Source organism: Actinotalea sp. Marseille-Q4924 (assembly GCF_916618755.1).
Taxonomy (GTDB): domain Bacteria; phylum Actinomycetota; class Actinomycetes; order Actinomycetales; family Cellulomonadaceae; genus Actinotalea.
In genome coordinates, this window is sequence record NZ_CAKAKB010000004.1 from 336,592 (window position 1) to 358,399 (window position 21,808).

The following is a 21,808-nucleotide window of genomic DNA, read 5'->3' on the forward strand; positions in this document are numbered from 1 at the left end:
CGTGCGTTCTGACGCCACGCCGGCGCTCACGTCAACCGTTGCGTGAGGTGGACCTCGACCTGGTCGCCGTCGGTCTTGCCGATGCCGGCGCCAGCCGGCGGAGCCGCACCACCCGACGGCCACGGTCAGGCGGCGTCGTCACCGACGAACGCGACGATCGCCTCGCGGAACCCGGCGTCGTGCAACGCCGCCCCGTGGTCGCCGTCGACGAGGCGCAGAGAGCCGGCCGGCAGGGCCGCCGCCAGGGTCTCAGGTCGGGGGGCGAGCGGGTCGTCCCGGCCGGCGAGCACGAGCGTCGGGACGGTGATCTCCGCGAACGGGATCTGTCCCCGGTGCACGGCCGACGCCTGGGCCGCCAGAGCGAGCCGGTCCGCGCCGGTGGAGTCGGCGAGGCCGCGGAAGGCGGCGGCACCGGCGTCGCTGATGCTCGCCGGGTCGTCCGTCAGCAGGGCGTGCGTCAACGCGTCCGGGTCCAGTGCCCTGGTGTCCACGCCGCCGAGCTCCAGGGCCGCGACGCCGATGCCGCCGACGACGAGCCGCCGGACACGACGATCGCGGGCAGCGGTGAGCAGCGCGACCACGGCCCCCATGGAGTAGCCGACGAGGTCCACGTCCGGCGCGTCGAGGACGTCGAGCAGCGCGACGACGTCCTGCGCCATGCGCGGTTCGCCATAGCGGGCCGGGTCGTGCGGCTTGTCCGACCCCCCGTGCCCGCGCGCGTCCAGCGCGACCACGCGGCGGCCGGCGGCGGTCAGCGCACCGACGACGCCGATGCCCACCCAGTCCAGGTCGGCGCCGGCGCCGAAGCCGTGGTGCAGGACCACAGGAATCCCGTCGTCGGCACCCCAGCACCGGTAGGCGATCCACACGCCGTCGTCGGACCGGAAGCTCGTCGGCGTGGCGCTCATCCGCCGTCGGCGCCCAGCGCCTCGAGCCCCGCGCGCAGCACCGCGACGATGCGGTCCGTGTCGTAGACGCACCCGTTCCACGTCCCGCCGCTGGCCTCCTGGAGGGCGGCCCAGAGGCGGGTGTCGTCCGGGATCTGCGGGTGCGGTGCCAGGTCCGGGTGCGGTGGGCGGGCGGCGAGGACCCGGGCGCCCTCCTCGGGCGTCACGCGAGCCGTCGCGTCCCCGACGTAGTCGATCGTGCCTTCCAGGCCGACGACGTCCACCCGGATCTCGACGACGTCGCCGTCGCGCAGCTTGCTGATCGGGCCGCCCGCGAGCGCCTCGGGGCCGACGTGCCCGATGCAGGCGCCGGTGGAGACGCCGGAGAACCGGGCGTCCGTGATGAGCGAGATCTCCCTGCCGTAGCTGAGGTACTTCAGCGCCGACGTGACCTGGTAGGTCTCCTCCATCCCGGTGCCCAGCGGCCCACCACCCATGATGACCATGACGTCGCCGGGGGCCACCGCGCGGGTCTTGATCGCAGCCATGGCGGCGGCCTCGGAGGTGAAGACCCGGGCCGGGCCGACGTGGTGGAAGACGCCGTCGTCGCCGATCCGCGACGGGTCGATGGCCGTGGACTTGATGACCGACCCCTCGGGCGCGAGGTTGCCGATCGGGAAGGTCGCCGTCGGCGTCAGCCCGCGGCGGCGCGCGGCAGCCGGGCTCATGATGACGTCGTCCGCCTCGATGCCCTGCTGGTCCAGGAGGGCCTGCTTCATGCGGGCCCGCCGCTCCGACGTCTTCCACCAGTCCAGGACGGTGCCGAGGGTCTCGCCGGTCGCCGTCAGGGCGTCGAGGTGCAGGACGCCGAGGTCCCGCAGGTGCAGCATCACCTCGGGGGCGCCGCCGGCCAGGAACATGCGGACGGTGGGGTGATGGACGGGCCCGTTGGGCAGCACGCTGACGATGCGCGGCACGGCCTTGTTGACGCGCACCCAGTCATCGACGGTCGGGGTCCGTAGTCCGGCGGCGTGGGCGATCGCCGGGAGGTGCAGCAGGAGATTCGTCGAGCCGCCGATGGCGGCGTGGACGGCCATGGCGTTCTCGACGGCCTGGTCCGTGAGGACGTCCTTCGTGGTCAGCGCGAGCTCGCGCTGCCGGAGCACGGCGCGCGCCGACTGCCGCGCCACCTCCTGCCACACCGGTTCGCCCGACGGCGCCAGCGCGGAGTGCGGCAGCGCCAGCCCGAGGGCCTCGGCGACCACCTGGGCGGTGCCCGCGGTGCCGAGGAAGTGGCAGCCGCCGCCGGGCGAGGCGCAGGCGCGGCAGCCCAGCTCGGCGGCGTCCTCGAGGGAGAGCTCGTCGTTGGCGAACCGGGCGCCGAGGGTCTGCACGCGAGCGAGGTCCTCGCCCTGAGCGGGCGGCAGGGTGACGCCGCCGGGCACCAGGATCGTGGGGAGGTCGTGCTGGGACGCGAGCGCCATCATCGTGGCGGGCAGTCCCTTGTCGCAGGTGGCGACGCCCATGACGGCGGAACGCGTGGGCAGCGACCGGATGAGACGCCGCATCACGACGGCAGCGTCGTTGCGGTAGGGCAGGGAGTCGAACATGCCGGGGGTGCCCTGGGACCGGCCGTCACACTGGTCGCTGACGTAGGTGGCGAACGGCAGCCCGCCGGCCTCCGCGATGACCTCCGCCGCGGCCCTCACCTGGTCGACGAGCTCGAAGTGGCCGGAGTGCAGGCCGAGGGCGACCGGGACGCCGTCGTCGGTCCGGAGACCGCCCGCCGTCGAAACGATCATGACTTGCGGTCCCAGCATGTTCGCCCGCGGCCACCCCATGCCGGCGTTCTGCGTCATGCCGAAGACGGTGCCGCTCGGTGAGTCCCGCAGCAGGTCGGCGGTCAGCGGCAGGCGGCCCTCGGGCCCGGGGGCCTGCGTGCGCACGGTGTAGATGTCGTCGTGCGGCTCCAGGAGCGACGTCCAGGACATCGCTACATCGCCTCGACGGCGGCCATGAGCGCGGCCAGGGCGTCCGCCTGCTCGGGCGTCGGGGGCAGGTGCGGGGGAGTGGAGTGGCCCTGCAGACGGACGCCGCGCCGGATCATCCCCTCCTTGAGCAACGGGAAGAACGGGGTCCCGAGCGTGTAGAGGCCCATGAGCCTGTCGACCCGGCGCTGCTGGGCGGCGATCGCCCGGGCGTCGCCGTCGTTCACCGCGCGCGCGTAGGCCGCGCAGATCTCCGGGTAGAGGTTGGCGAGCCCGCCGATCGCGCCGGCCCCGCCGGAGGTGACGGCGTGGTGGAGGTTCTCGTCGAAGCCCGCGAGCACCCGGAAGTCGGGGAACTCCGGCAGGAGCTCGGTGAGGAGCCGGCGGGTGTGGCCGACCTCGGTGACGGTGTCCTTATAGCCGACGATGTTCGGGTGCCGGCGCAGGAGTCGGCGCGTCACCTCCGGGCTCAGGTCGTACCCCGTGCGGGCCGGGAAGTTGTACAGGTAGACGTCGCCGTCGACCTGCTGCGCGACCGCGTCGACGTACGCCTCGATGCCCGCGTCGTCGAGCGCGAAGTAGTACGGGGTGATCACCATGACGGCGTGGGCGCCGGCGTCGAGCGCGTACCTGCTCAGCTCGACGGTCTCGTCGACCCGCATGGAGGCCGTGCCGACGATGAGCTCCCCGCGCTCGGGGACGTGCTCGACGGCGAGGTCGATGAGCTCGCGCTTCTGCTCGGGCCGCATCGCGAAGAACTCCCCGGTGCTGCCCATGAGGACGATCCCGTCGACCCCGCCGCCGAGGATGTGGTCCCACACCGCGACGTTGCCGTCGCGGTCGAGGTCGCCGTCGGCGTCGAACGCGGTGACGGCGGGTGCGAGGAAGACGGCCGCGCCGTCCTTGGTCATGGCGCTCACCAGACCCGGACGCGCGTGGCGCCGTCGTCGAGCGAGGCGAGGGGGCCCGCCGGGTAGCTGCTACCGAGCTCCTTGCGGGCCCCGACCAGGTCGACGTCGGCGACGACGGGGGAGCCGTCGCGGCTCTCGAACCCGGCCCCGGCGATCCGCACGTGGCCCAGGTCGGCGCCCGTGGTCACGCCGGTCACCGGCGCGGTGAGGGCCCCGGGGAGCTCGGTCTCGAGGAACACCTCGTCACCCTCGTCGACCACCCGGACGACGGCGGCGCCCGCCACCGTGAGCGCGTCCGTCTCGTGCGAGACCGGCCGCGCACCGTCCGCGTAGGCGTTCGAGCGCACGTAGGCCGGCTGCCGCTCGAGGTGGAACCGGGCGTGGTCGCCCGCGCCGCCGAACACCCCGACCCGCTGCTGGTACTCCTCCCACGACGCCGGGAAGCCCTCGTACGTGTGCGTCCCGAAGGACTCCGGCGGGAACTCCTCCAGCACGATCGGCGCGTCCGGTCCGTACACGCCCCTGGGGGCACCGACGAAGAGGTTGCCGACGTACCGGTCGTCGCCGGCGTAGATGAACGCGTAGCCCGCCACCTGCGTCGAGTGCGGCACGTGGTACGGCGTCGCGCGGTCCAGCACGGCCTGCATCCGCACCGCCCCCAGCACCAGGTTGTTGACGAACGCGTTGCCCTGGCTGAACAGCTCGATCGCGATGGGGGAGGCGAGCACGTTGTGGTCGACCGTGGCCGGGCCGTGGCTGACCTCGATGAACAGGTCGCGGATGTTGCGGTACAGCACGTTCCGGCTGATGCGGGTGCCCTGGACCTGCCAGTCGAGCCAGATGCCGAGCGTGGTGTCGTGGATGCGGTTGTGGACGATCTCGACGTCGAGCGGGGCGTGCAGCTTGATGGCGCCGATCTCGTAGCCGTAGAACTCGTGCTTCGTGCCGATGTGGTGGATGTGGTTGTCCTCGATGGTGGAGAACACGGCGCCCAGGTGGCCGACGACGCCGTTCTGCCCGCAGTCGCGGATCTCGTTGCGGCGCACGACGTGCGAGCCGACGTGCTCGCGGTCCCAGCCCTGGTGGGAGGCGGTGAAGACGGCCTCGATCTGGTACTGGTAGCCCGGCTTGTCGCCCCGCTCGTACCCGAAGTTGTCGCCGCTCGCGGCGTTCTTCCCGAGCGAGACGCCGGAGCACTTCGCGTCGCGGACGAGGTTGTCCTCGATGACCCAGCCCTTGGCCCAGTTCGGGCCGACGAGGCCCGGCTGGTCGGCGGTCGGCGGCGTCCACGGCGTCGCGGCCTGGGCCAGCTCGAAGCCGCGGACGGTGATGTAGTCGAGGTGGCTGCGCTCGGGGTAGAAGACGGCGGGGCGCACGTTGATCTCGACGAGCTCGGCGTTCGGGTCGGCGTCGTGGAAGTTCGCCCGGATCGTCGTGACGTCGTCGGACACCTCGGCGTGCCAGACGTGGACGGTCTGGTCCGGGTCGACGAGCTCCGTGTCCAGAGCGGTCCAGGAGTAGCGCGTGCGGGTGCGGCGCTCGGGCTCGTGCAGGTCGGCGCGGTCGTGCACCTCGTAGAACGAGCGCCCGTTGAGGTAGACGTCGCCGCGGTGGGCGAGGACGCCCCCCGGCCCGGGGTGCAGCCAGTCGCCGACGACGGTCTCGGCGAACGGGTTGAAGTCCCCGAAGAGGGTGTTCGGCACGTCGGCCCGCCAGACCGTGCCCTCCTCGCGCACCCAGCCGGTGACGATCTCGGAGCCCTTGATCGCGACGTGCTCACCCGGCGCGGCCTCGAAGGTGATCCGGCGGTCGTCGCCGATGCCGCCACGGACGGGTCGGACCCACTCGCGGTAGGTGCCCTCGTGGACCTGCACGGTGTCGCCGGGCATCGCCGCGCGGGCGGCCCGGTTGATCGTCCGGAAGGGGGCGTCCTGGGTTCCGTCGGCCCGGTCGGAGCCGGTGACGGCGACGTGGAACGTGGTCACGGGAGTGTCCTTCGATCGGGGCCGGGACGGAGACGACGTCGTCCTCCGGGCGTCTGCTGTGGGGAAAATGTTTCCACTGCGACGTGCTGCTGTGGCGACCCTAGGCGGCGTCCCCGGCGATGGGAAGTCCTGTGCGACCGACGAGGGCGCGACGCCCTGCACGCCTGCTCAGGAAAATGTTTCGCTAGAGTGCCTCCATGTCGCCGGTCCGCACGCGCCGCCCCACGCTCGAGCAGGTCGCCGCCGCGGCCGGCGTCTCGACGTCCACCGCGTCGAAGGTGCTCAACGGCCGGCCGAACATCTCGCCCGAGACGCGTCGTCGCGTCGAGGCGGCGATCGACCAGCTGGGCTACGCACCCACGACCGGGCCTCGTCCGGGTGCCACGCCGCGCACCGCCGTCGTCGTCTTCCGGACGCTCTCGGACATCTACGCCATGCGCGTGCTCGAGGGCGTCCTCACCTCGGCGCGGGATCACGACGTCGAGGTGCTCGTGGACGTGCTCGACCTGCCCGGGAGCGGCGCGGTGCCGCTGTCGTCGGCCTGGGTCCGCAGGCAGGCGGCTCGGGACCGGACCGGCGTCATCGTGGTCACGGCGGAGCTCACGGCCGAGCAGCACCGCCTGCTGGGGACGTCCGGCGTCGCCGCCGTGCACGTGGACCCGGCCAACCCGCTGGATGACTCGACCGTCTCGGTGGGCTCGACGAACTTCTCCGGCGGTGTGCAGGCCACGCGGCACCTGCTGAGCCTCGGGCACCGCCGGATCGCGTTCGCGGGAGGGCGGCAGGGCTTCCAGCCCTCGGCCGAACGCCTGCAGGGCTACCTCAGCGCCATGCGGTCGGGTGGGGGAGAGGTCGACGACGCCCTGGTGCGCTCGCGTGCCCACACCTTCGAGGCCGGCGTCGAGATGGCCGACGACCTCCTCGCTCTGCCGGACCGGCCGACGGCGGTCTTCGCGGCGTCGGACTCCATCGCGCTCGGGGTGCTGTCCGCGGCCCAGCGCCACGGGCTGCGCGTCCCGCAGGACCTGTCCGTCGTCGGCTTCGACGACAGCTCCGCGGCGGCCACGTCGGCACCCGCGCTCACCACCGTGCGGCAGCCGATCGTCGAGATGGGACGGGTCGCCCTGCGCACCCTCCTGCAGCTGGCCCGCGGGGAGGGCGTCGACTCCCACCACGTCCAGCTCTCGACCACGCTCGTGGTCAGGGAGTCGACCGCACCCCCCGCGACCGCTCGGCTCGACTCGTCGTCGGGGACACCGGACCGGGATCCCGGAGAGCGGTAGGCCCCGGGGGCGGACGCCGGGCCGTACCGGGGCTTGCCCCACTGTGCCGTCGGGACGATGAAGTTATCGGTCATCGGGCGAGCCGTTTCACGATGCGCGTCGACAACCTCGACTCCACGGCGGCCGGGCGGGTGTCGGGACGGCTCAACCGTCGGCCACGACCGAGGGTGAGGCGCGCGCGGCAAGCCAGCCGCGGATGGGCGTCGCGACCGCCGCCGCGTCGGACACCCACGGCGCGTGCCCGTACGGCACCGTGGCGATGGTCGCCGTCGGCATGAGTTGGACGGCTCGCCCGCCGACCGCGGGCGCACCGAAGGCGTCCCGCTCGCCCCAGACGAAGAGCGTCGGCGTGCGGATCGTCCGCAGGTCGTCGGGGGTTATCGACATCCCGCGGCGCGCGCCGCGGGGGCCGACCGTCGCGTGCAGGAGGTCTAGCCACGCGCTGCGGCAGTACGGCAGGCGTTGCATCGCGACCAGTACCTCCACCATCGCCCGGTCCGCCGCCGTCTCGCCGAGGGGGTCTCCGGACATCCGCAGCTGCATGCGGGCGTTCTTCGGCGACGGTCGCTGCATCGCGAGCAGAAGCCGCCCCAGACCACGGACGCCCATGACCCGCATGGGCAGCGGTGCTGATGTGGTGAGGAGCAGGGCGGGGCAGCCGACGTGGACCATGCCGTGGACGCGGTCGGGGCGAGCCAGTGCATATCGAGTGATCCACCACGAGCCCATGGAGTTCCCGAGAAGCACCGCGGAGCGCAGCTGGAGGGCGTCCAGGACGTCATCCAAGAAGCGGACGGCGACGTCTCCCAGGGGAGTCGTGCCGAGGTCGGCAGGTGGCGTGAGCCCGAACCCGGGCCTGTCGACGGCGATCGCGCGGTAGCCGTGGAGATGAGCGAGGAGAGGACCCCAGGTGGCGCCGGTCGCGCCGCCGCCGCTGACGAGCACAACAGGGGGCCCGTCACCGCCCGTGTCGATCATGTGCACCGGTCCGCCGGCGGTCTGGAGGTCGCGCACCTCGCCACGGACGTGGTGCGCGTCGAGGAGGTCACGCTCTGCCCCGACGTACGTCGCCATGGCGGCCTCGTCACGCTTGACCTCATCCATCACGGCTCCTCAGACGCGGTTGACAGGATGTCAAGTGCAGTCTGCGCTTACGCTTGACGACGTGTCAACCAAGTCGACGGACGAGTCATCCCGGCGGGTCACCGCGACACGTGGCGACTACGGCGACCCCGCCACCCGGGCGAGGATCCTCGAAGCCGCGTGGCGACTCGTCGAAGAAGGCGCCGAGGCGTCCATGGGTGCGGTCGCGCGGCGAGCAGGTGTCTCCCGCCAAGCGGTGTACCTGCACGTCGGCGATCGAACCGGCCTCCTGGTCGCCCTGGTGGACCACATGGACCGCTCGCTGGGCCTCGAGGAGCGCGGGCGCGAGGTGTTCGCGGCGCCGTCAGCCGTCGACGGCATCGAGCGGCTGCTCGGCATGCTCGCTGTGGCGCACGAGGGGATTGCGCCCGTCGCGCGCATCCTCGAGGCAGCCCGGCGGACGGACCCTGATGCCGAGGCGGCATGGGCAGACCGGATGGGCCGACGACGCGCAGGCTCTCGGCATCTGGTCGAACGACTCGCCGCGGAGGGAGGCCTCGCGGCCGACTGGGACGTCGAGTCGGCGGCGGCGCTGCTCTACGCGTTCACGCTGCCGGCCATGTGGGACGCCCTTGTCGTCGAGCAGGGGTGGACCGCGGAGCAGTACCGAGACCGGCTGACCGCTGCGCTCAAGTCCGCCCTGGTGCGAGGCGCGTGATCGTTTGCGGGCGCGAGGCCCGGATGACAGCTGCCCGCCCTCGAGCACCCGCGCCGTGGCTGCGCAAGAGACGAAGGTCATTCCGTTCGACGTCTTGCGAAATCGTTATCGACATCGTTACCTTGCTCACACCGGATTAGTTCGGCGGCTGACCTAATGCCGCCGAACCTGTGATCGGAGAGGAACAACGATGTCCCATCCCACGACCATGAGGCGCGTCGCCGCCGTCGCCGCGACGGCGATCACGGCTGTCGCCCTGACGGTGCCCGCGGCTCAGGGCGCCCAGCCGGAGGAGACGCTGCGCTCCGAGGCCCCGCGCGACCTCAAGATCGGCAGTGCCGTCTGGGGGCAGAACGAGCTCCTGGACTACGACCGCAAGAACCCCACCGAGTTCCAGCGCATCCTCGCGGCCGAGTTCAACTCGATCACGCCCGAGAACGACATGAAGTGGGCCGAGATCCACCCGGAGCCCGGCGTGTACGACTTCTCGGGCGCGGACGCCGTCGTCGCGTTCGCCCAGGCCAACAACCAGGAGGTCCGGGGCCACACGCTGCTCTGGCACAGCCAGAACCCGCAGTGGGTCATCGACGCCAGCGCCACCTGGACCTGTGAGGAGGCGCGCGACGTCCTCGAGGAGCACGTCCGCACCGTCGTCGGCCGCTACGCCGGCGAGATCTACGAGTGGGACGTCGCCAACGAGATCTTCCAGGACGACTGGGACAACGGTGGTGTGCGCCTGCGCACCGAGGCCAACCCGTTCCTGAAGGCATGCGCCGAGGACCCGGTCGCCCTCATCGGTGACGTGTTCCGCTGGGCGCACGAGGCGGACCCCGAGGCGGTGCTCTTCCTCAACGACTACAACGCCGAGGGCATCAACAACAAGACCAACGCCTACTACGCGCTGGCGCAGGAGCTGCTCGCCGACGGCGTGCCCCTGCACGGCATGGGCGCCCAGGGTCACCTGAGCCTGCAGTACGGCTTCGACGACTCGATCCAGGCGAACTTCGAGCGGTTCGCGGCCCTCGGCCTGAAGGTGGCCGTCACCGAGGCCGACGTCCGCATGCCGCTCGGCGAGGACGGCGAGCCGACGGCCGAGCAGATCGCCCTCCAGGCGGAGCGTTTCGACAAGATGCTGCAGGCCTGCATCAACGTCGCGGCCTGCACCAGCTACACCGTCTGGGGCTTCGACGACGCGCGCTCCTGGGTCCCGGGGGTCTTCCCCGAGGGCTACGCCACGATCATGACCGAGGAGTTCGAGAAGAAGCCGTCGTACTACGCGCTGCTCGAGAGCCTCAAGGAGGCGACCCCCGGCAAGTCCCCGCGGACGCCCCCGGGTCTGAACAAGCTGAACCGGTGACCTCACCGCGTTGACGCGACGATGGCGCGTGGGCCCACAGGGTCCACGCGCCATCGGCGTTAAGGGGTCCGACTCTCGTCTACCTGTGATCTGCGACGACGCCAGCGCCGGCTTCGTGAGAGTCCCCGCAGGCTCGTCATGCCCGAGCTCGGCCCAGTCCCTACTCCGACGCCTGAGCGTCCCGACGATCGGCGACCGATGCTGCCTCCGCACCGTCCTGCGATGAAAGGGCGGTGGAGATGAGAGCGGGAGCAACGGACTCCTGTTGCGCTGTCGCCTCGGCGTCCGAACGCATCCGCGGTGGTGCGGCAGACCACGCCTTGAGGTTCTGCATGACGTGCGCATAGAAGGTGTCGATCGCGTCGAGGACCGAGTCGATGAACGAGCCTCGGCCCCGCCCACGCTTCGTTCCCATCGGGCTGGTCAGCGCGACCCGGAACATCCGGATCTCTCGCGCCGGATCGGCGACGAGCGACCCTGGGTCTTCCCGGACGTCTCGCAAGAGCTCGGCCGTGCCGGACCCGCGACTGTGGGCCGCAAACGCCTCAACCCTGAGCACGTCAGGCGCGTTCTTGAGCTGCCGGATCAGCCAGTTGACCCTCGTCGTCGCACGCCCCTCCTTCGGAGCGTCGATGTCGACGTGGCACGTGACCGTTCCAGCGCGGAGGTCGGCAGTGAGCACCATAGGCCCGACCGTGGAAGGAATCTTGATCGAGCCCTCGAGGCGGCCGTCATGACACAGCGATGCGATGAGCGACTGCGTGCGCAGTGCGGGCTCAGCAAGCTCCTTCCGTGAAAGAGCTGGAGTGACCTCGGCTCCCAGTTGCCGACCCAGGTTCAGACTGGCGAAGCGGAGCAACGCGTCGAAGCGCGAGGCCACCTCGGCGACGCCCTTGTCCCCGTTGCGCAAGGTCGCGCTGCGGACGGACTCGCGGACGGTGACCCAGGAGTCGCTCATGTCCTCGAACTCCATAGCACCGGACTTTGGGTGCTCCAGATATCGGATGAGCTCGCCGAGGATCCACGCCTGGTCCGGGTCTGCGACTCCCCGGAACTCCTTCTGCATCACGGCTTCTGAGAGCACCTGGGTCCAGGAGAGATGGTGCAGCGCGACCTTACGGGTCTTGCGCTTGTCCACCTTGGTGGGGTGCTGGCCATCGACCGCGGGGATCTCGTTGGAGATCGTGAGGACGGCGTCGTAGCTCCTCTCGCGCGCGATATCGAGGTAGTTCTCCAGCTGCTCGGCGACGAGTGCGTTGTTGCCGGTCTTGACCTCGACGAGAGCCGTCCAGGTTCGCTGCCCGCGGCTAACGCGGATCAGCCCGTCCGGATAGAGCCTCTTCTCGCCTAGGACGAAGGGAACCTCGATGTAGGTGTCGACGGAGCCGGCCGGCGCGCCGAACGGCTTGGTCAGTGACCTGCCGAACTCCTTGACTGACGTCATCACGGCGAGAAGTGCGGATGTGGCGCGACGCTCCTGCTCCTCTGCGCCGTTGATGCCGGAGGTCGGAATGAGTCGGGCTTCATTCCAGGCCTGCTCGACGGTCGACTCGTTCACGGTCCGCACTGACGCCATGAGTCATCACCCTAGTGACGCCAGACGACACGATGTCCCAACAGGGTCCCCCCGGCGTGGCGTCACGCCTGTCCCACGCTCAGGTACGACGACGAAGGGGGACAGGCCGGGCCTTCAGCGCGAACCTGCAGCGGATCCGGACGAGGCCGCGGCCGGCAGAGGTTCCTCAAGACCCTGTGTTGGGCAGACGATGAGATTGGCATGCTCACTACCGTTGGAGACCGGCTCGCAGCCAGACGCAACCGTCGGCGGGCAGGCTCCCGGGCCCGAGAGAAGTACACGGAGATGCGGCGCGCCTGGCTGCGCCGGAACCGAAAGTTCTGGGTACTGGTCGCCGTCGTCGTCTGGCTGATCTTCTGGTGGCTGATGCGACTCTTCCCTGGCGATCACTCCTGGTCCACCGCCGCCTTTGCAGGAGCACTCACCGCGACGTTCTTCGCGGTGCGTCAGAGCCCACCGGTGGGTATCGCGTCCTGGGAAGAGGGCGCCTTCGGGGAGGAGGAGACGGCCAAACAGCTGGGCCACCTGGAGAGGGAGGGATGGGTCGTACTCCACGACCTGGCCAACGGTTCCGCGAACTTCGACCACGTCGTCATCGGTCCGAACGGCGTGTTCTGCCTGAACTCCAAGTGGTCGGCTTACCGGCTGGAGGCCGGTCCCGACGGACGTCTCCTCGCGCGGCACAGGTACGACGAGGACGTCTATCAGGACATCCACGGCAAGGTGCGGCGCGCTAAGGCGGAGGCGGCAGCATTGAGCGAGCGAATCGCTCAGCGGTGTGGCACCAAGCTCTGGGTCCAGCCCGTGATCGTCTGGTGGGGAGAGGTCGAGAACGGTGGGCGGCTCGTCGACGGTGTCGGTGTGGTCCAAGGAAAGCGCTTGGCTGAGCGACTGAGAGCTCAGACAGGCCGGCCGGTCCAGGGCTTTGACGTCGTCGTCGCGTGCCTTCGCCCGGGCCGTCACTCACGCCGTCGTGCGAGCGATCGAAAGGCAGGGCTCAGCGATTCCGTCCGGGGGTCCTGACGCTGTCATCTGGTCACCCCCGGTTGCCCAGGACGGTGCGCACGGGAAGCCGGGTCGAGTACTGGATCGAGCCGTAGCGGAACAGGCGCACGGCCAGCCGGAGCGCGAGGACGCCGAGCACGAAGAGCTCGACGACGACGATCGTCGCCTCCCACCCGCTGAGCGTGCCCAGCGCGTTGCGGAGCAGGGCGGTCGACGGCGCTGTGTACGGGAAGTACGTGAACACCTGCACGACGAACGACTCCGGCTCGCTGATGACCAGCCCGACGACGTACAGCGGCAGGAACACCAGGATCGCCAGCGGGGCGAACCAGTTGCCGGCCTCCTTGACGGTGGGCACGGAGGCGCCGATCGCGACGAGCGAGCCCGTGAACAGCACGAACCCGCCGGCGAAGAGCAGGAACGCGACGGTCAGCGTCCGCGGGTCGACCACCAGGCCGGACAGGTCGAGGTCCGGGAGGTCGAGGTTCTCCCGGAAGAAGACGAACGCCACCACGCCGGGCACGAGGAGGATGCCGAGCTGCACCAGGCCCAGCAGGAACACCGACACGATCTTGCCGACGATGAGCGTCGTCGGGTTCATGGTGGTGAGGATCATCTCGGTGACGCGGTTCTCCTTCTCCTCCAGCGTGCTGGTGAGCATCTGGTTCCCGAGCATGATCACGCTGAGGAAGAAGAGGAGCAGGAAGGACAGGGGCAGCACTGCGGCCTCGAAGCCGGGGACGGTCTGCCCGGCGTCGTCGTAGGTCTGCGCCGTGACGGTGATGTCCCCGCGGGCGAGCGCGACGAGCTCCGGGGAGCCGATCCGGTCCTGCGCGGCCGTTCCGAGCAGGCTGCGGGCGACGGCGGCGTAGCGGTCGTTCGCGAGGGGACCGGCGTCGACGCCGTGCACCTCCACGGCCGTGGTGGTCGGGTCGGCGGGGACGACGACGTGCGCCTCGACGCGGCCGTCTCGCACGTCCCGGATCGCCGCGTCGTCGTCGGGGACACGCGTCCCGCCGAAGTCCGCAGCGAGCTCGTCGTCGACCAGGCCGGAGGCGTCGGTGAAGGTGAACGAGAACGCTTCCGGTTGCCCGGGGACCTCCTCCTCGAGCCGCTCGTTGCTCATCACCACCAGTGCGAGCACGGCGACGACCAGCAGCGGGACGCCGAGGGAGGCCAGCCAGAAGAACCGCCTCCGGAGCACTCGCAGGACCTCGAAGCCGACCACCGTGCCGAGGTTGTGCCGTCTCATCGGGAACCCACCTCGCCGTACACGCGCAGGAAGACGTCCTCGAGCGAGGTCCGGACCGGGGTTGCCGCGCGCACCTGCACCCCCTGCTCGACGAGCGCCCGCACGACCGCTGCCGTGTCCACCCCGTCCCGCAGGGCGAGGTCGGCGACGTGCTCGCCGGCCGCGGCTCCGGGAGGAGCCGGTCGCGCGACGACGTCGTACCAGGGGCTGGGTAGCAGCGACCCGGCGTAGCGGACCCGGAGCGCGGGGGAGCCGTACTGCTCCTGGACCTCAGCGACGGTGCCGTACGCCGCGGCCACCCCGTCCTTGAGCAGCACGATCCGGTCGCAGAGCTGCTCGACCTCCTTCATCTGGTGGGTCACCATGACGACGGTCGCGCCGGCGCGTCGCTGCTCGTCGATGAGGTCGAGGAGGAGGCGGCGGTTGACCGGGTCGAAGCCCTGCGTGGGCTCGTCGAGGACCAGGAGCTCCGGTGACCGCATGATCGTCACGCCGAGCTGGACCTTCTGCTGCTGCCCGCTCGACAGGCGGTCGACGCGTACCGCGGCCTTGTCCGCCAGGCCCACCCGTTCCAGGTAACCGCGGGACCACGACCGGGCGGCGGCGCGGTCCATGCCCTTGAGGCGCCCGAAGTAGGTCATGACGTCGAGCACGGGCTCGCGCTTGTACAGGCCGCGCTCCTCGGGCAGGTACCCCAGCCGCACACCGCGCTCCGGGCTGAACTCCGCCCCGCCGACGTGGAGCACGCCGGCCGTGGGCCGGTAGATGCCGAGCAGGGCCCGCAGCGTCGTCGTCTTGCCCGACCCGTTGCTGCCGAGGAAGCCGAACGTCTCCCCGGCGCGGACGTCGAAGGAGAGGTCGCGGACCACCGTGACCGCGCCGAAGTCCATCCGGAACCCGGCGACGTGCACCAGTGCCTCAGCCACCGAGTCACCTCCCGCAGGCCGGACCGCACCGCGCCTGCCAGTGTGCTCGCGGGTCCCGGGGTCCGCGACGGACCAAGGGCCGGGGTGGGAGGGCCCCGCTAGTCGGTGGCGGTCGGTGGTGCGGCCGGCGCGGTCAGCGGCGCCGGGCGGTCAGCGTGAAGGTCGCCGGGAGGCGCTCGGGCCGGTCGCGCAGGCGGTACTCGTCGACGTCCTCGTCGAGGACCATGAAGCCCGGGAGCGCGTCCCAGGGGACGCTGTCGTGCTCGGTCAGCGACGTGAGCTCCAGGCCCGCGTCGAGCACCGCGGTGACGATCTCGCCGATGCCGTGGTTCCACTCCATCGAGCGGGGCTGCGCGACCTTGTCGGTGCCGGCGTAGGTGTACTCGTCGCTCCAGACCAGCGGCTCCGGCCGCTCGAAGTAGGACAGCTCGAGCGCGACGGTCGTCCCTCCCGGGCCGGTGATCCATGGCTGCTGCTCGCGGTCCGGGTGCTCGGCGCCGACCGTCATCGCCAGGGCCGCGTTCAGCACGGGGTGGCCGTCGCGGATGAACAGCCGGCCGCCGGGGCGCAGCAGGTCGGCGACGGTCTGCGCCCAGCGCCGGATGTCAGGCAGCCAGCAGATGGCGCCGATCCCGGTGTAGACGAGGTCGAAGCGGCGGCCGTCGAGCGCGGTCGGCGCGGCGTAGACGTCGGACTGGACGTACTCGATGTCCACGCCCGCGCGCTGCGCCAGGCTGCGCGCCTCGTGGAGCGACGCGCCTGACAGGTCGACGCCCGTCATACGAGCGCCGAGTCGGGCGAGGCTCAGGGTGTCGGTACCGATGTGGCACTGCAGGTGGACGCCGTCCAGCCCGGTGATGTCCCCGAGCCGCGGGCGGTCGAACGCGACGACGGCCGACAGCGCGTCCGGGTCGGCCAGCAGCCGGTCGATGTCGTAGCCCTGCGCATGGATCACCGCACGGCTGTCCCAGTTCGTGCGGTTGAGCTCCAGGTACTCGTCAGCGGGCACGTCCGGGACGCTAGCAGCGCCCTCGCGTCACGCCGAGCGGCTTCACAGCCCGAGGTCACACCGGCACGGCGGAGGTGTCATCCGTCGCCCGAATCGTCCTCGTCTGGTTCCCCCGCGGCTGTGGCGTCGTCCGCCGCCTGAACCGGCAACCCGGCGCAGAGGGAGATGGCCATCGCTGCCCGCTCCTCCCATCCCTCGACACGGTCCGCTGTCGACGCGGGTCGGGCGACCGCGTCCTCGCACGCGGCCAGCCGCTCGAGCATGCCGACGTCGGCCGTCGGCTCCTCCTCGTCGGCCGCCGACCCGTCGCCCGCCACGAGCGAGGCCGGTGCGACGAGCCGTCCCCGCGCGTCGCACGAGTAGCCCGCCAGCTCTGCGCCCGCCAGCGCGACGAGCTTGTCGGCACAAGCCAGCTGCGCGGCGTCCAGGGCACGCGCCCCGCGGCTGTAGTCGGCCACCACGAAGAGCCCGACGATCCCCGCCACGACGACGAGGCTCAGGATCCGAGACTGCCGGCCGTCGAACACCTGACGCTGACGCGTCTCCAGGACACGGACGGCGGCCTGGACCGCCGCGGCACGGTGCGCGTCCGCGAGCCGGTCGGCCTCGGCCTGCAGCTGCTCGGCTCGCGCGGTCGCCCGGGCGCGCTCCGACGAGCCGGCCTCGAGCGTCGCAGCCTGCGCGGCGTACCGTCGCGCCGTCCGGGCGAGCCGGTACTGCCGCCCCTCCACAGCGGCGACGTCGGCTGCGAGCTCCTCGTCGGCGAGGTCGTCGAGCGGAGCCCGGGCGGCACGGGCCTCCCGGTGCGTGAGGTCGTTGGACCTCCCCGCCTCCTTCCGCGTCGCGTCCCAGGGGGTGCGCGCGTCGGGGATGGTGTCGGTGTCGAAGACGATCCGGCGCTGCGCCGCGAAGAAGAGGCCCACGAGAAGGACGGCGCCGCCCAGCGCGGCGAGAGCGGCCACCCCGGCGACGACGATGAGCCACTCCCGGCCTTCCGGCACCGGTGCGATGTCCTTCAAGGTCGCCCAACCCACGCCCGCCAGGACGGCCGTGGCCAGCGCCCCGACGGCCGAGCCGTACGTCCTGAGGTGCTCACGCATCTTCTCGAGCTGGGCTCGGTTGTGGGCGATGCCGGCCTCCAGAGGAGACGGCGCCGTCGCTCCTGCCGCCGGCTCGTCGGCCTCCTTCACGGGGGCCGTCCCGACGAACCGATCCCAGAGCTGTCTCAGCCCGGTGCCGAGCCGCCGGATCATGGCTGGCGTCGACGCGTCACGAGGCCGGCGAGCCGGAAGAGGATGTCGTCGAGCTCGTCCGCGAGCCCCACGAGGTCGTCCGCGACGTGGTCGTGAACGGGGGCCGCGGCTCGAAGTTCCTCGCGGAAGGCGTCGCCGTGTGCCAGGAGGGCGGCGAGGTCAGGCGCGGTGCGCTTCTCTGGCATGCCCCTGCGTCCGTTGTGAGTCATGACGCCTCCCCCGGGCGGTCCGGTCACCCTCCGAGCATGGCCAAGTTCCCCCGCGATGGAAAGGGGCAGTGGTCCTCACCGGGTGCTCGCTGCTGCATGGGCGTGGCTGCTGACGGCGGAGGAACCCGGGCGGACGCGCCTGGTGACCCGGCTCGAGGCCCGGTACGAGCCCGCGCGCAGCAGTCGGTCCACCTCACGAGGAGACCCTGACCAGCGGTCTCAGCGCACCCGGACCCGGGCAGTCCTTCCGGTCGCCGCAATGGCGACCTGCTGACCGGAGCCTGAAACCTCGAACGTGACGCGGAGCCCGTCGGGGTTCACCACGTCGACCTCGGCTCGCGTCTCCCCATCGCCGGCGTACACCTCCAGCGTGAGGCCGTCGAGGTAGTCGTAGTCGGGTCGGTCCTCGCGGGCGCCGCGGGGAAGCACCGCGCCCTCGCGGACGTACAGCGGCAACGAGTCGAAGCCGTGGGTCTCGCGGACCCATCGCTGGCCGGTGACCTTGTCCCCGGTGAGCAGGTGCGTCCACGTGCCTGCGGGCAGGTACACGTCGACCGTGCCGTCCGCGGACATCACCGGGGCGACCAGCAGGTCGGGACCGAGCATGTACTGGCGGTCCAGGTGCGTCACGGCTGGGTCGTCGGGGAACTCGAACAGCATGGGCCGGGCGACGGAGACGCCGGTGCGGGCGGCGTCGGCGCCGACTGAGTACAGGTACGGCATGAGGGAGTTCTTCAGCCGCGCGAACTGCCGGGTGACGGCCACGGCCTCGTCGTCGAAGGCCCACGGGACCCGGTAGCTGTCCGAGCCGTGCAGCCGGGAGTGGCTCGAGAGCAGGCCGAAGGCGGTCCAGCGCTTGTACACGGCCGGGTCGGGTGTGCCCTCGAAGCCGCCGATGTCGTGGCTCCAGTAGCCGAAGCCCGACGCGGCCAGCGACAGGCCGCCGCGCAGGGTCTCGGCCATCGAGGCGAAGGTCGAGGTGTTGTCGCCCCCCCAGTGGACCGGGAACTGCTGGCCGCCGGCGGTGGCGGAGCGCGCGAACAGCACCGCCTCGCCCTCGCCCTTGACCTCCCGGAGCACCTCGAAGACGGCCCTGTTGTACAGCTGGGTGTACAGGTTGTGCATCACCCGCGGGTCGGTGCCGTCGTGCCACACGACGTCGGTGGGGATCCGCTCGCCGAAGTCCGTCTTCAAGGCGTCCACCCCCTGTGCGAGGAGGCGGCGGAGCCGGTCCTGGAACCAGCGGACGGCCTCGGGGTTGGTGAAGTCGACCAGGCCCATCCCCGCGACCCACATGTCCCACTGCCACACCGAGCCGTCGGGCCGGCGCACGAGATACCCCTGCTCGGCGGCCTCGGCGAACAGCCCTGATCGCTGGGCGATGTAGGGATTGACCCAGGCGCACACCCGCAGGTCTCGCTCCTCGTGCAGGCGCTTGAGCATCCCCTCCGGGTCGGGGAACACGCGGGCGTCCCACTCCAGGTCGGTCCAGCTGAACTCGCGCATCCAGAAGCAGTCGAAGTGGAAGACGCTCAGCGGGATGCCCCGCTCACGCATCCCGTCGACGAACGCGTTGACGGTGGCCTCGTCGTAGTCCGTGGTGAAGGAGGTCGACAGCCACAACCCGTAGGACCAGGCGGGAACGGCGGCCGGCCGGCCGGTCATCCGGGTGTACCGGTCGATCACCTCCTTCGGGGTGGGCCCGTCGATCACGAGGTACTCCAGCGCCTCGCCGGGGACGGAGAACTGCACGCGCTCGACGGACTCGGACCCGACCTCGAAGGAGACGTGCTCGGGGTGGTTGACGAGCACCCCGTAGCCGCGGCTGGTGAGGTAGAACGGCACGTTCTTGTAGGCCATCTCCGAGCTGGTGCCGCCGTCCGCGTTCCAGATGTCGACGGTCTGGCCGTTCTTCACCAGCGGGCCGAACCGTTCGCCGAGGCCGTAGACGGTCTCGCCGACGGCGAGGTCGAGCTGGCCGTGCAGGTAGGCGCCCGGGGCGGCCAGTCCGGTCGACGTCACACCCGTCAGCCCCGCGGGCTCGGCGCTCACGGTGGAGTGCTCGGCCAGGGTCAGGTAGCCGATCGACTTGGGACCGGAGCCGGTCAGCCGCGTCCCTTCGTGCCAGAACGAGAGGTCCCACGGCTCCCCGTCCCGGATCTCCGCGCGCAGTGCGCCCGACGTCAGCGAGGCGCCGTCGGCAGTGGTCGCGACCCGGCCGGCGTCGGCGGGCTCGTCGAGCTCGAAACCGCGCCGCGGGCGGCCCCCGGTGTGGTGCTCGACGCGGACCTTGATCACGCCCTCCGCGGGTGCGGTCAGCGTGACCGTCAGCACCGGCAGGTTGAGGACGTTCCCCCGCGACCGTATCGGCCGCGTGGGGGCGGTGATCACCAGCCGGTCGTCGTCGGCGGCGACGTCGTAGGCCTCCCGGGCGTAGGCCGCCGTCACGCCCGGTCGCAGGGCCCAGAACCCGTCGGTGAACTTCACTTCACTGCTCCTGCCGTGATGCCGCGCGTGAGGGTGCGCTGGAAGATGAGGAAGAAGACGATCGTCGGGATGACGCAGAGGAGCGTCGCCGAGATGAGGGTGGTGACGTCGGTCTGCCGCTCGCCGGACAGCTGCTCCAGGACGAGCGGGACCGTCTGCGAGGCCGGCTGGTTCAGGAACGACAGCGGGAGCAGGAACTCGTTCCATGTCCAGATGAAGAAGAACACCATGAGCACGCTCAGCGTCGGCCGGGAGATGGGCCCGATCACCGAGCGCAGGGTGCGCCACCGGCTCGCGCCGTCCAGCGCCGCCGCCTCGAGGATCTCCTTGGGGAAGGTCCCGTACATGCTCGCGAGCAGGTACGTGCCGAAGGCGCCCTGGATGACGGTGAACGTGATGATCACCGACCAGGGGTTCGACAGCAGGTGCGCCCTGTCGTACATCGTGAACAGCGGGTAGACGAGCATCTCCTGCGGCAGAAGGTTCGCCATGAGGAACAGCAAGGTGAGCCACGTGCGCCCCCGCACCCGGCCGATGCCGATCGCGAACGCGTTGAGCACCGAGATCACGACTGCCAGCAGCGCGACCATCCCGGCGATGAAGACCGAGTTCCACAGCGCCCGCGGGAAGTTCTTCGTCACCCAGAAGTTCACGACGCCGTCGGTGTAGAACGACCGCGGGAAGTCCAGCGGGCCGGATGTGGCGTAGTCCTGCGGCGACTTGAACGCGTTGAGCAGCAGCATGATCAGCGGGAACGTGATGACCAGCGCGAGCACGACGGCCAGGGCCACGAGCAGCCACTCACCGACGCTGTGCGGACGACGGCGTCGCGGGACGGCGGGCGCTGGGGCGCGCTCGGTGGAGGTGCGGGCGGGGATGTCGACGGTCGCCACGGGTCACGCTTCTCTCTGCTCGGCCCGGCGCTGAGCGCGCAGGAACAGCACGGCGACGACGGAGACGACGACGGTCACCGAGGTGGCGATCGCCGCTGCGTAGCCCTTGTCGGTGCCGTTGCCGAAGAACTGGATGTAGGCGTAGTAGGACGGCACGTAGGTCGCCTTGTTCGGGCCGCCCTGGGTGAGGATGAACACCGGGCCGAAGACCTTGAGCGCCGCGATCGTCGTCGTCAGGGTGACGACGAAGATCTCCGGCCGGATCATCGGGCGGGTGATCGCCTGGAAGCGCCGGAACCAGCCGGCTCCGTCGAGCTCCGCGGCCTCGTACAGCTCGGGGTCGACGCGCTGGAGGGCGGCCATGAAGATCACGACCGGGTAGCCGATCTGGACCCAGACCATGAGGAGCATGATCGAGAACAGTGCGGTCGCTCCGGTGCCGCCCACCCAGTTGATCGCGGTCTCCTGGCCGGTGATCGCGGTGAGGAACTGGTTGAGCACGCCGCTGGAGCTCGGGTAGAGGACCCAGCCGAAGAGGACACCGGCCACCGCGATCGGGATGACCTGGGGCAGGTAGTACGTCGCCCGGAGGAAGCTGGCCGCCTTGCCGGAGAAGCGCCGGCCGATGACGTCGAACAGGATCGCGGCGAGCAGGAGGCCGACCAGCGTCGGCACCACGACCATCGCGATGATCATGAAGAAGATGTTGCGGAACGACATCCAGAACGCGGCGTCCCCCATGAGGTCGGCCCAGTTCGCCAGACCGACGAACTCCGGTGTCGTGAACCCGCCGCGCCAGGACATGAAGCTCAGCGAGACGTTGTAGAGGATCGGGTAGACGACGATCGTCAGCGTCAGCAGGATCCCGGGGATGAAGTAGACCCAGTAGCCGATGGACCGCCCGTTCCCCGTGGGGATGCGGGGGAGGTCCTCCGGGGTCCGGGTGCGTGCGGCACGTGTCCAGGCGCTCATGTGTGCGGTCTCCG

18 protein-coding genes are annotated in these 21,808 nt (G+C 70.9%); 4 read left to right on the forward strand and 14 right to left on the reverse strand.

Annotated features, from left to right (window positions below; all coding sequences use genetic code 11):
* Window positions 1–125: 125 nt before the first annotated feature.
* From LG379_RS14320 to LG379_RS14335, 4 genes are read right to left on the reverse strand one after another with little or no spacing between them, the layout of a single operon-like run.
* On the reverse strand, window positions 126–908 hold the full coding sequence (locus tag LG379_RS14320; RefSeq protein ID WP_225755268.1) for an alpha/beta fold hydrolase: 783 nt from the start codon (window positions 906–908) through the stop codon (window positions 126–128).
* Window positions 905–2,878 (reverse strand): YjhG/YagF family D-xylonate dehydratase, encoded by a 1,974-nt coding sequence (locus LG379_RS14325; RefSeq protein WP_225755269.1) that lies wholly within the window; start codon window positions 2,876–2,878, stop codon window positions 905–907. Before LG379_RS14325 ends, LG379_RS14320 begins: the two co-directional genes overlap by 4 nt.
* Before the next feature lie 2 nt (window positions 2,879–2,880).
* Entirely contained in the window at window positions 2,881–3,786 is a 906-nt protein-coding gene (locus LG379_RS14330; protein ID WP_225755270.1) for a dihydrodipicolinate synthase family protein, read from the reverse strand.
* A 5-nt stretch (window positions 3,787–3,791) separates the two neighbouring features.
* Window positions 3,792–5,771, reverse strand: coding sequence for a right-handed parallel beta-helix repeat-containing protein (locus LG379_RS14335; RefSeq protein ID WP_225755271.1), 1,980 nt, complete (start codon window positions 5,769–5,771; stop codon window positions 3,792–3,794).
* A 197-nt stretch (window positions 5,772–5,968) separates the two neighbouring features.
* Here LG379_RS14335 and LG379_RS14340 point away from each other — a divergent pair, with 197 nt between their 5' ends.
* Entirely contained in the window at window positions 5,969–7,054 is a 1,086-nt protein-coding gene (locus tag LG379_RS14340; RefSeq protein ID WP_225755272.1) for a LacI family DNA-binding transcriptional regulator, read from the forward strand.
* A 144-nt stretch (window positions 7,055–7,198) separates the two neighbouring features.
* Here the strand turns inward: LG379_RS14340 and LG379_RS14345 are convergent, their stop codons facing one another.
* Window positions 7,199–8,158 carry an alpha/beta fold hydrolase gene (locus LG379_RS14345; protein ID WP_225755273.1) on the reverse strand — a complete coding sequence of 320 codons (960 nt, stop codon included), beginning with the start codon at window positions 8,156–8,158 and terminating at the stop codon, window positions 7,199–7,201.
* 61 nt (window positions 8,159–8,219) lie between these two features.
* Between LG379_RS14345 and LG379_RS14350 the strand changes: the two genes are divergently transcribed.
* A complete protein-coding gene (locus tag LG379_RS14350; protein WP_225755274.1) occupies window positions 8,220–8,855 on the forward strand; it encodes a TetR/AcrR family transcriptional regulator in 636 nt (211 codons plus the stop codon).
* A gap of 190 nt (window positions 8,856–9,045) precedes the next feature.
* Window positions 9,046–10,212, forward strand: coding sequence for an endo-1,4-beta-xylanase (locus tag LG379_RS14355; RefSeq protein ID WP_225755275.1), 1,167 nt, complete (start codon window positions 9,046–9,048; stop codon window positions 10,210–10,212).
* A gap of 160 nt (window positions 10,213–10,372) precedes the next feature.
* Here LG379_RS14355 and LG379_RS14360 read toward each other — a convergent pair whose 3' ends face one another.
* Entirely contained in the window at window positions 10,373–11,770 is a 1,398-nt protein-coding gene (locus LG379_RS14360) for a hypothetical protein (RefSeq protein WP_225755276.1), read from the reverse strand.
* Window positions 11,771–11,989: 219 nt separating this feature from the next.
* Between LG379_RS14360 and LG379_RS14365 the strand changes: the two genes are divergently transcribed.
* Window positions 11,990–12,811 (forward strand): nuclease-related domain-containing protein, encoded by an 822-nt coding sequence (locus LG379_RS14365; RefSeq protein WP_225755277.1) that lies wholly within the window; start codon window positions 11,990–11,992, stop codon window positions 12,809–12,811.
* Between the two features lie 13 nt (window positions 12,812–12,824).
* Here LG379_RS14365 and LG379_RS14370 read toward each other — a convergent pair whose 3' ends face one another.
* The 8 genes from LG379_RS14370 to LG379_RS14405 all read right to left on the reverse strand — a co-directional run bounded on the left by LG379_RS14370 (window position 12,825) and on the right by LG379_RS14405 (window position 21,794).
* On the reverse strand, window positions 12,825–14,045 hold the full coding sequence (locus tag LG379_RS14370; protein ID WP_225755278.1) for an ABC transporter permease: 1,221 nt from the start codon (window positions 14,043–14,045) through the stop codon (window positions 12,825–12,827).
* On the reverse strand, window positions 14,042–14,935 hold the full coding sequence (locus LG379_RS14375) for an ABC transporter ATP-binding protein (protein WP_225755366.1): 894 nt from the start codon (window positions 14,933–14,935) through the stop codon (window positions 14,042–14,044). The genes LG379_RS14370 and LG379_RS14375 overlap by 4 nt, the downstream gene beginning before the upstream one ends.
* A gap of 169 nt (window positions 14,936–15,104) precedes the next feature.
* Window positions 15,105–15,980: a bifunctional 2-polyprenyl-6-hydroxyphenol methylase/3-demethylubiquinol 3-O-methyltransferase UbiG gene (locus LG379_RS14380; RefSeq protein ID WP_225755279.1), complete on the reverse strand. Its 876-nt coding sequence runs from the start codon at window positions 15,978–15,980 to the stop codon at window positions 15,105–15,107.
* 77 nt (window positions 15,981–16,057) lie between these two features.
* Window positions 16,058–17,170, reverse strand: coding sequence for a hypothetical protein (locus tag LG379_RS14385; protein WP_225755280.1), 1,113 nt, complete (start codon window positions 17,168–17,170; stop codon window positions 16,058–16,060).
* 59 nt (window positions 17,171–17,229) lie between these two features.
* On the reverse strand, window positions 17,230–17,418 hold the full coding sequence (locus LG379_RS14390; RefSeq protein ID WP_225755281.1) for a hypothetical protein: 189 nt from the start codon (window positions 17,416–17,418) through the stop codon (window positions 17,230–17,232).
* 243 nt (window positions 17,419–17,661) lie between these two features.
* A complete protein-coding gene (gene yicI / locus LG379_RS14395; RefSeq protein ID WP_225755282.1) occupies window positions 17,662–19,929 on the reverse strand; it encodes an alpha-xylosidase in 2,268 nt (755 codons plus the stop codon).
* Window positions 19,926–20,822, reverse strand: coding sequence for a carbohydrate ABC transporter permease (locus LG379_RS14400; protein WP_225755283.1), 897 nt, complete (start codon window positions 20,820–20,822; stop codon window positions 19,926–19,928). The genes yicI and LG379_RS14400 overlap by 4 nt, the downstream gene beginning before the upstream one ends.
* A gap of 3 nt (window positions 20,823–20,825) precedes the next feature.
* On the reverse strand, window positions 20,826–21,794 hold the full coding sequence (locus LG379_RS14405) for a carbohydrate ABC transporter permease (RefSeq protein WP_225755284.1): 969 nt from the start codon (window positions 21,792–21,794) through the stop codon (window positions 20,826–20,828).
* Window positions 21,795–21,808 lie beyond the last annotated feature (14 nt).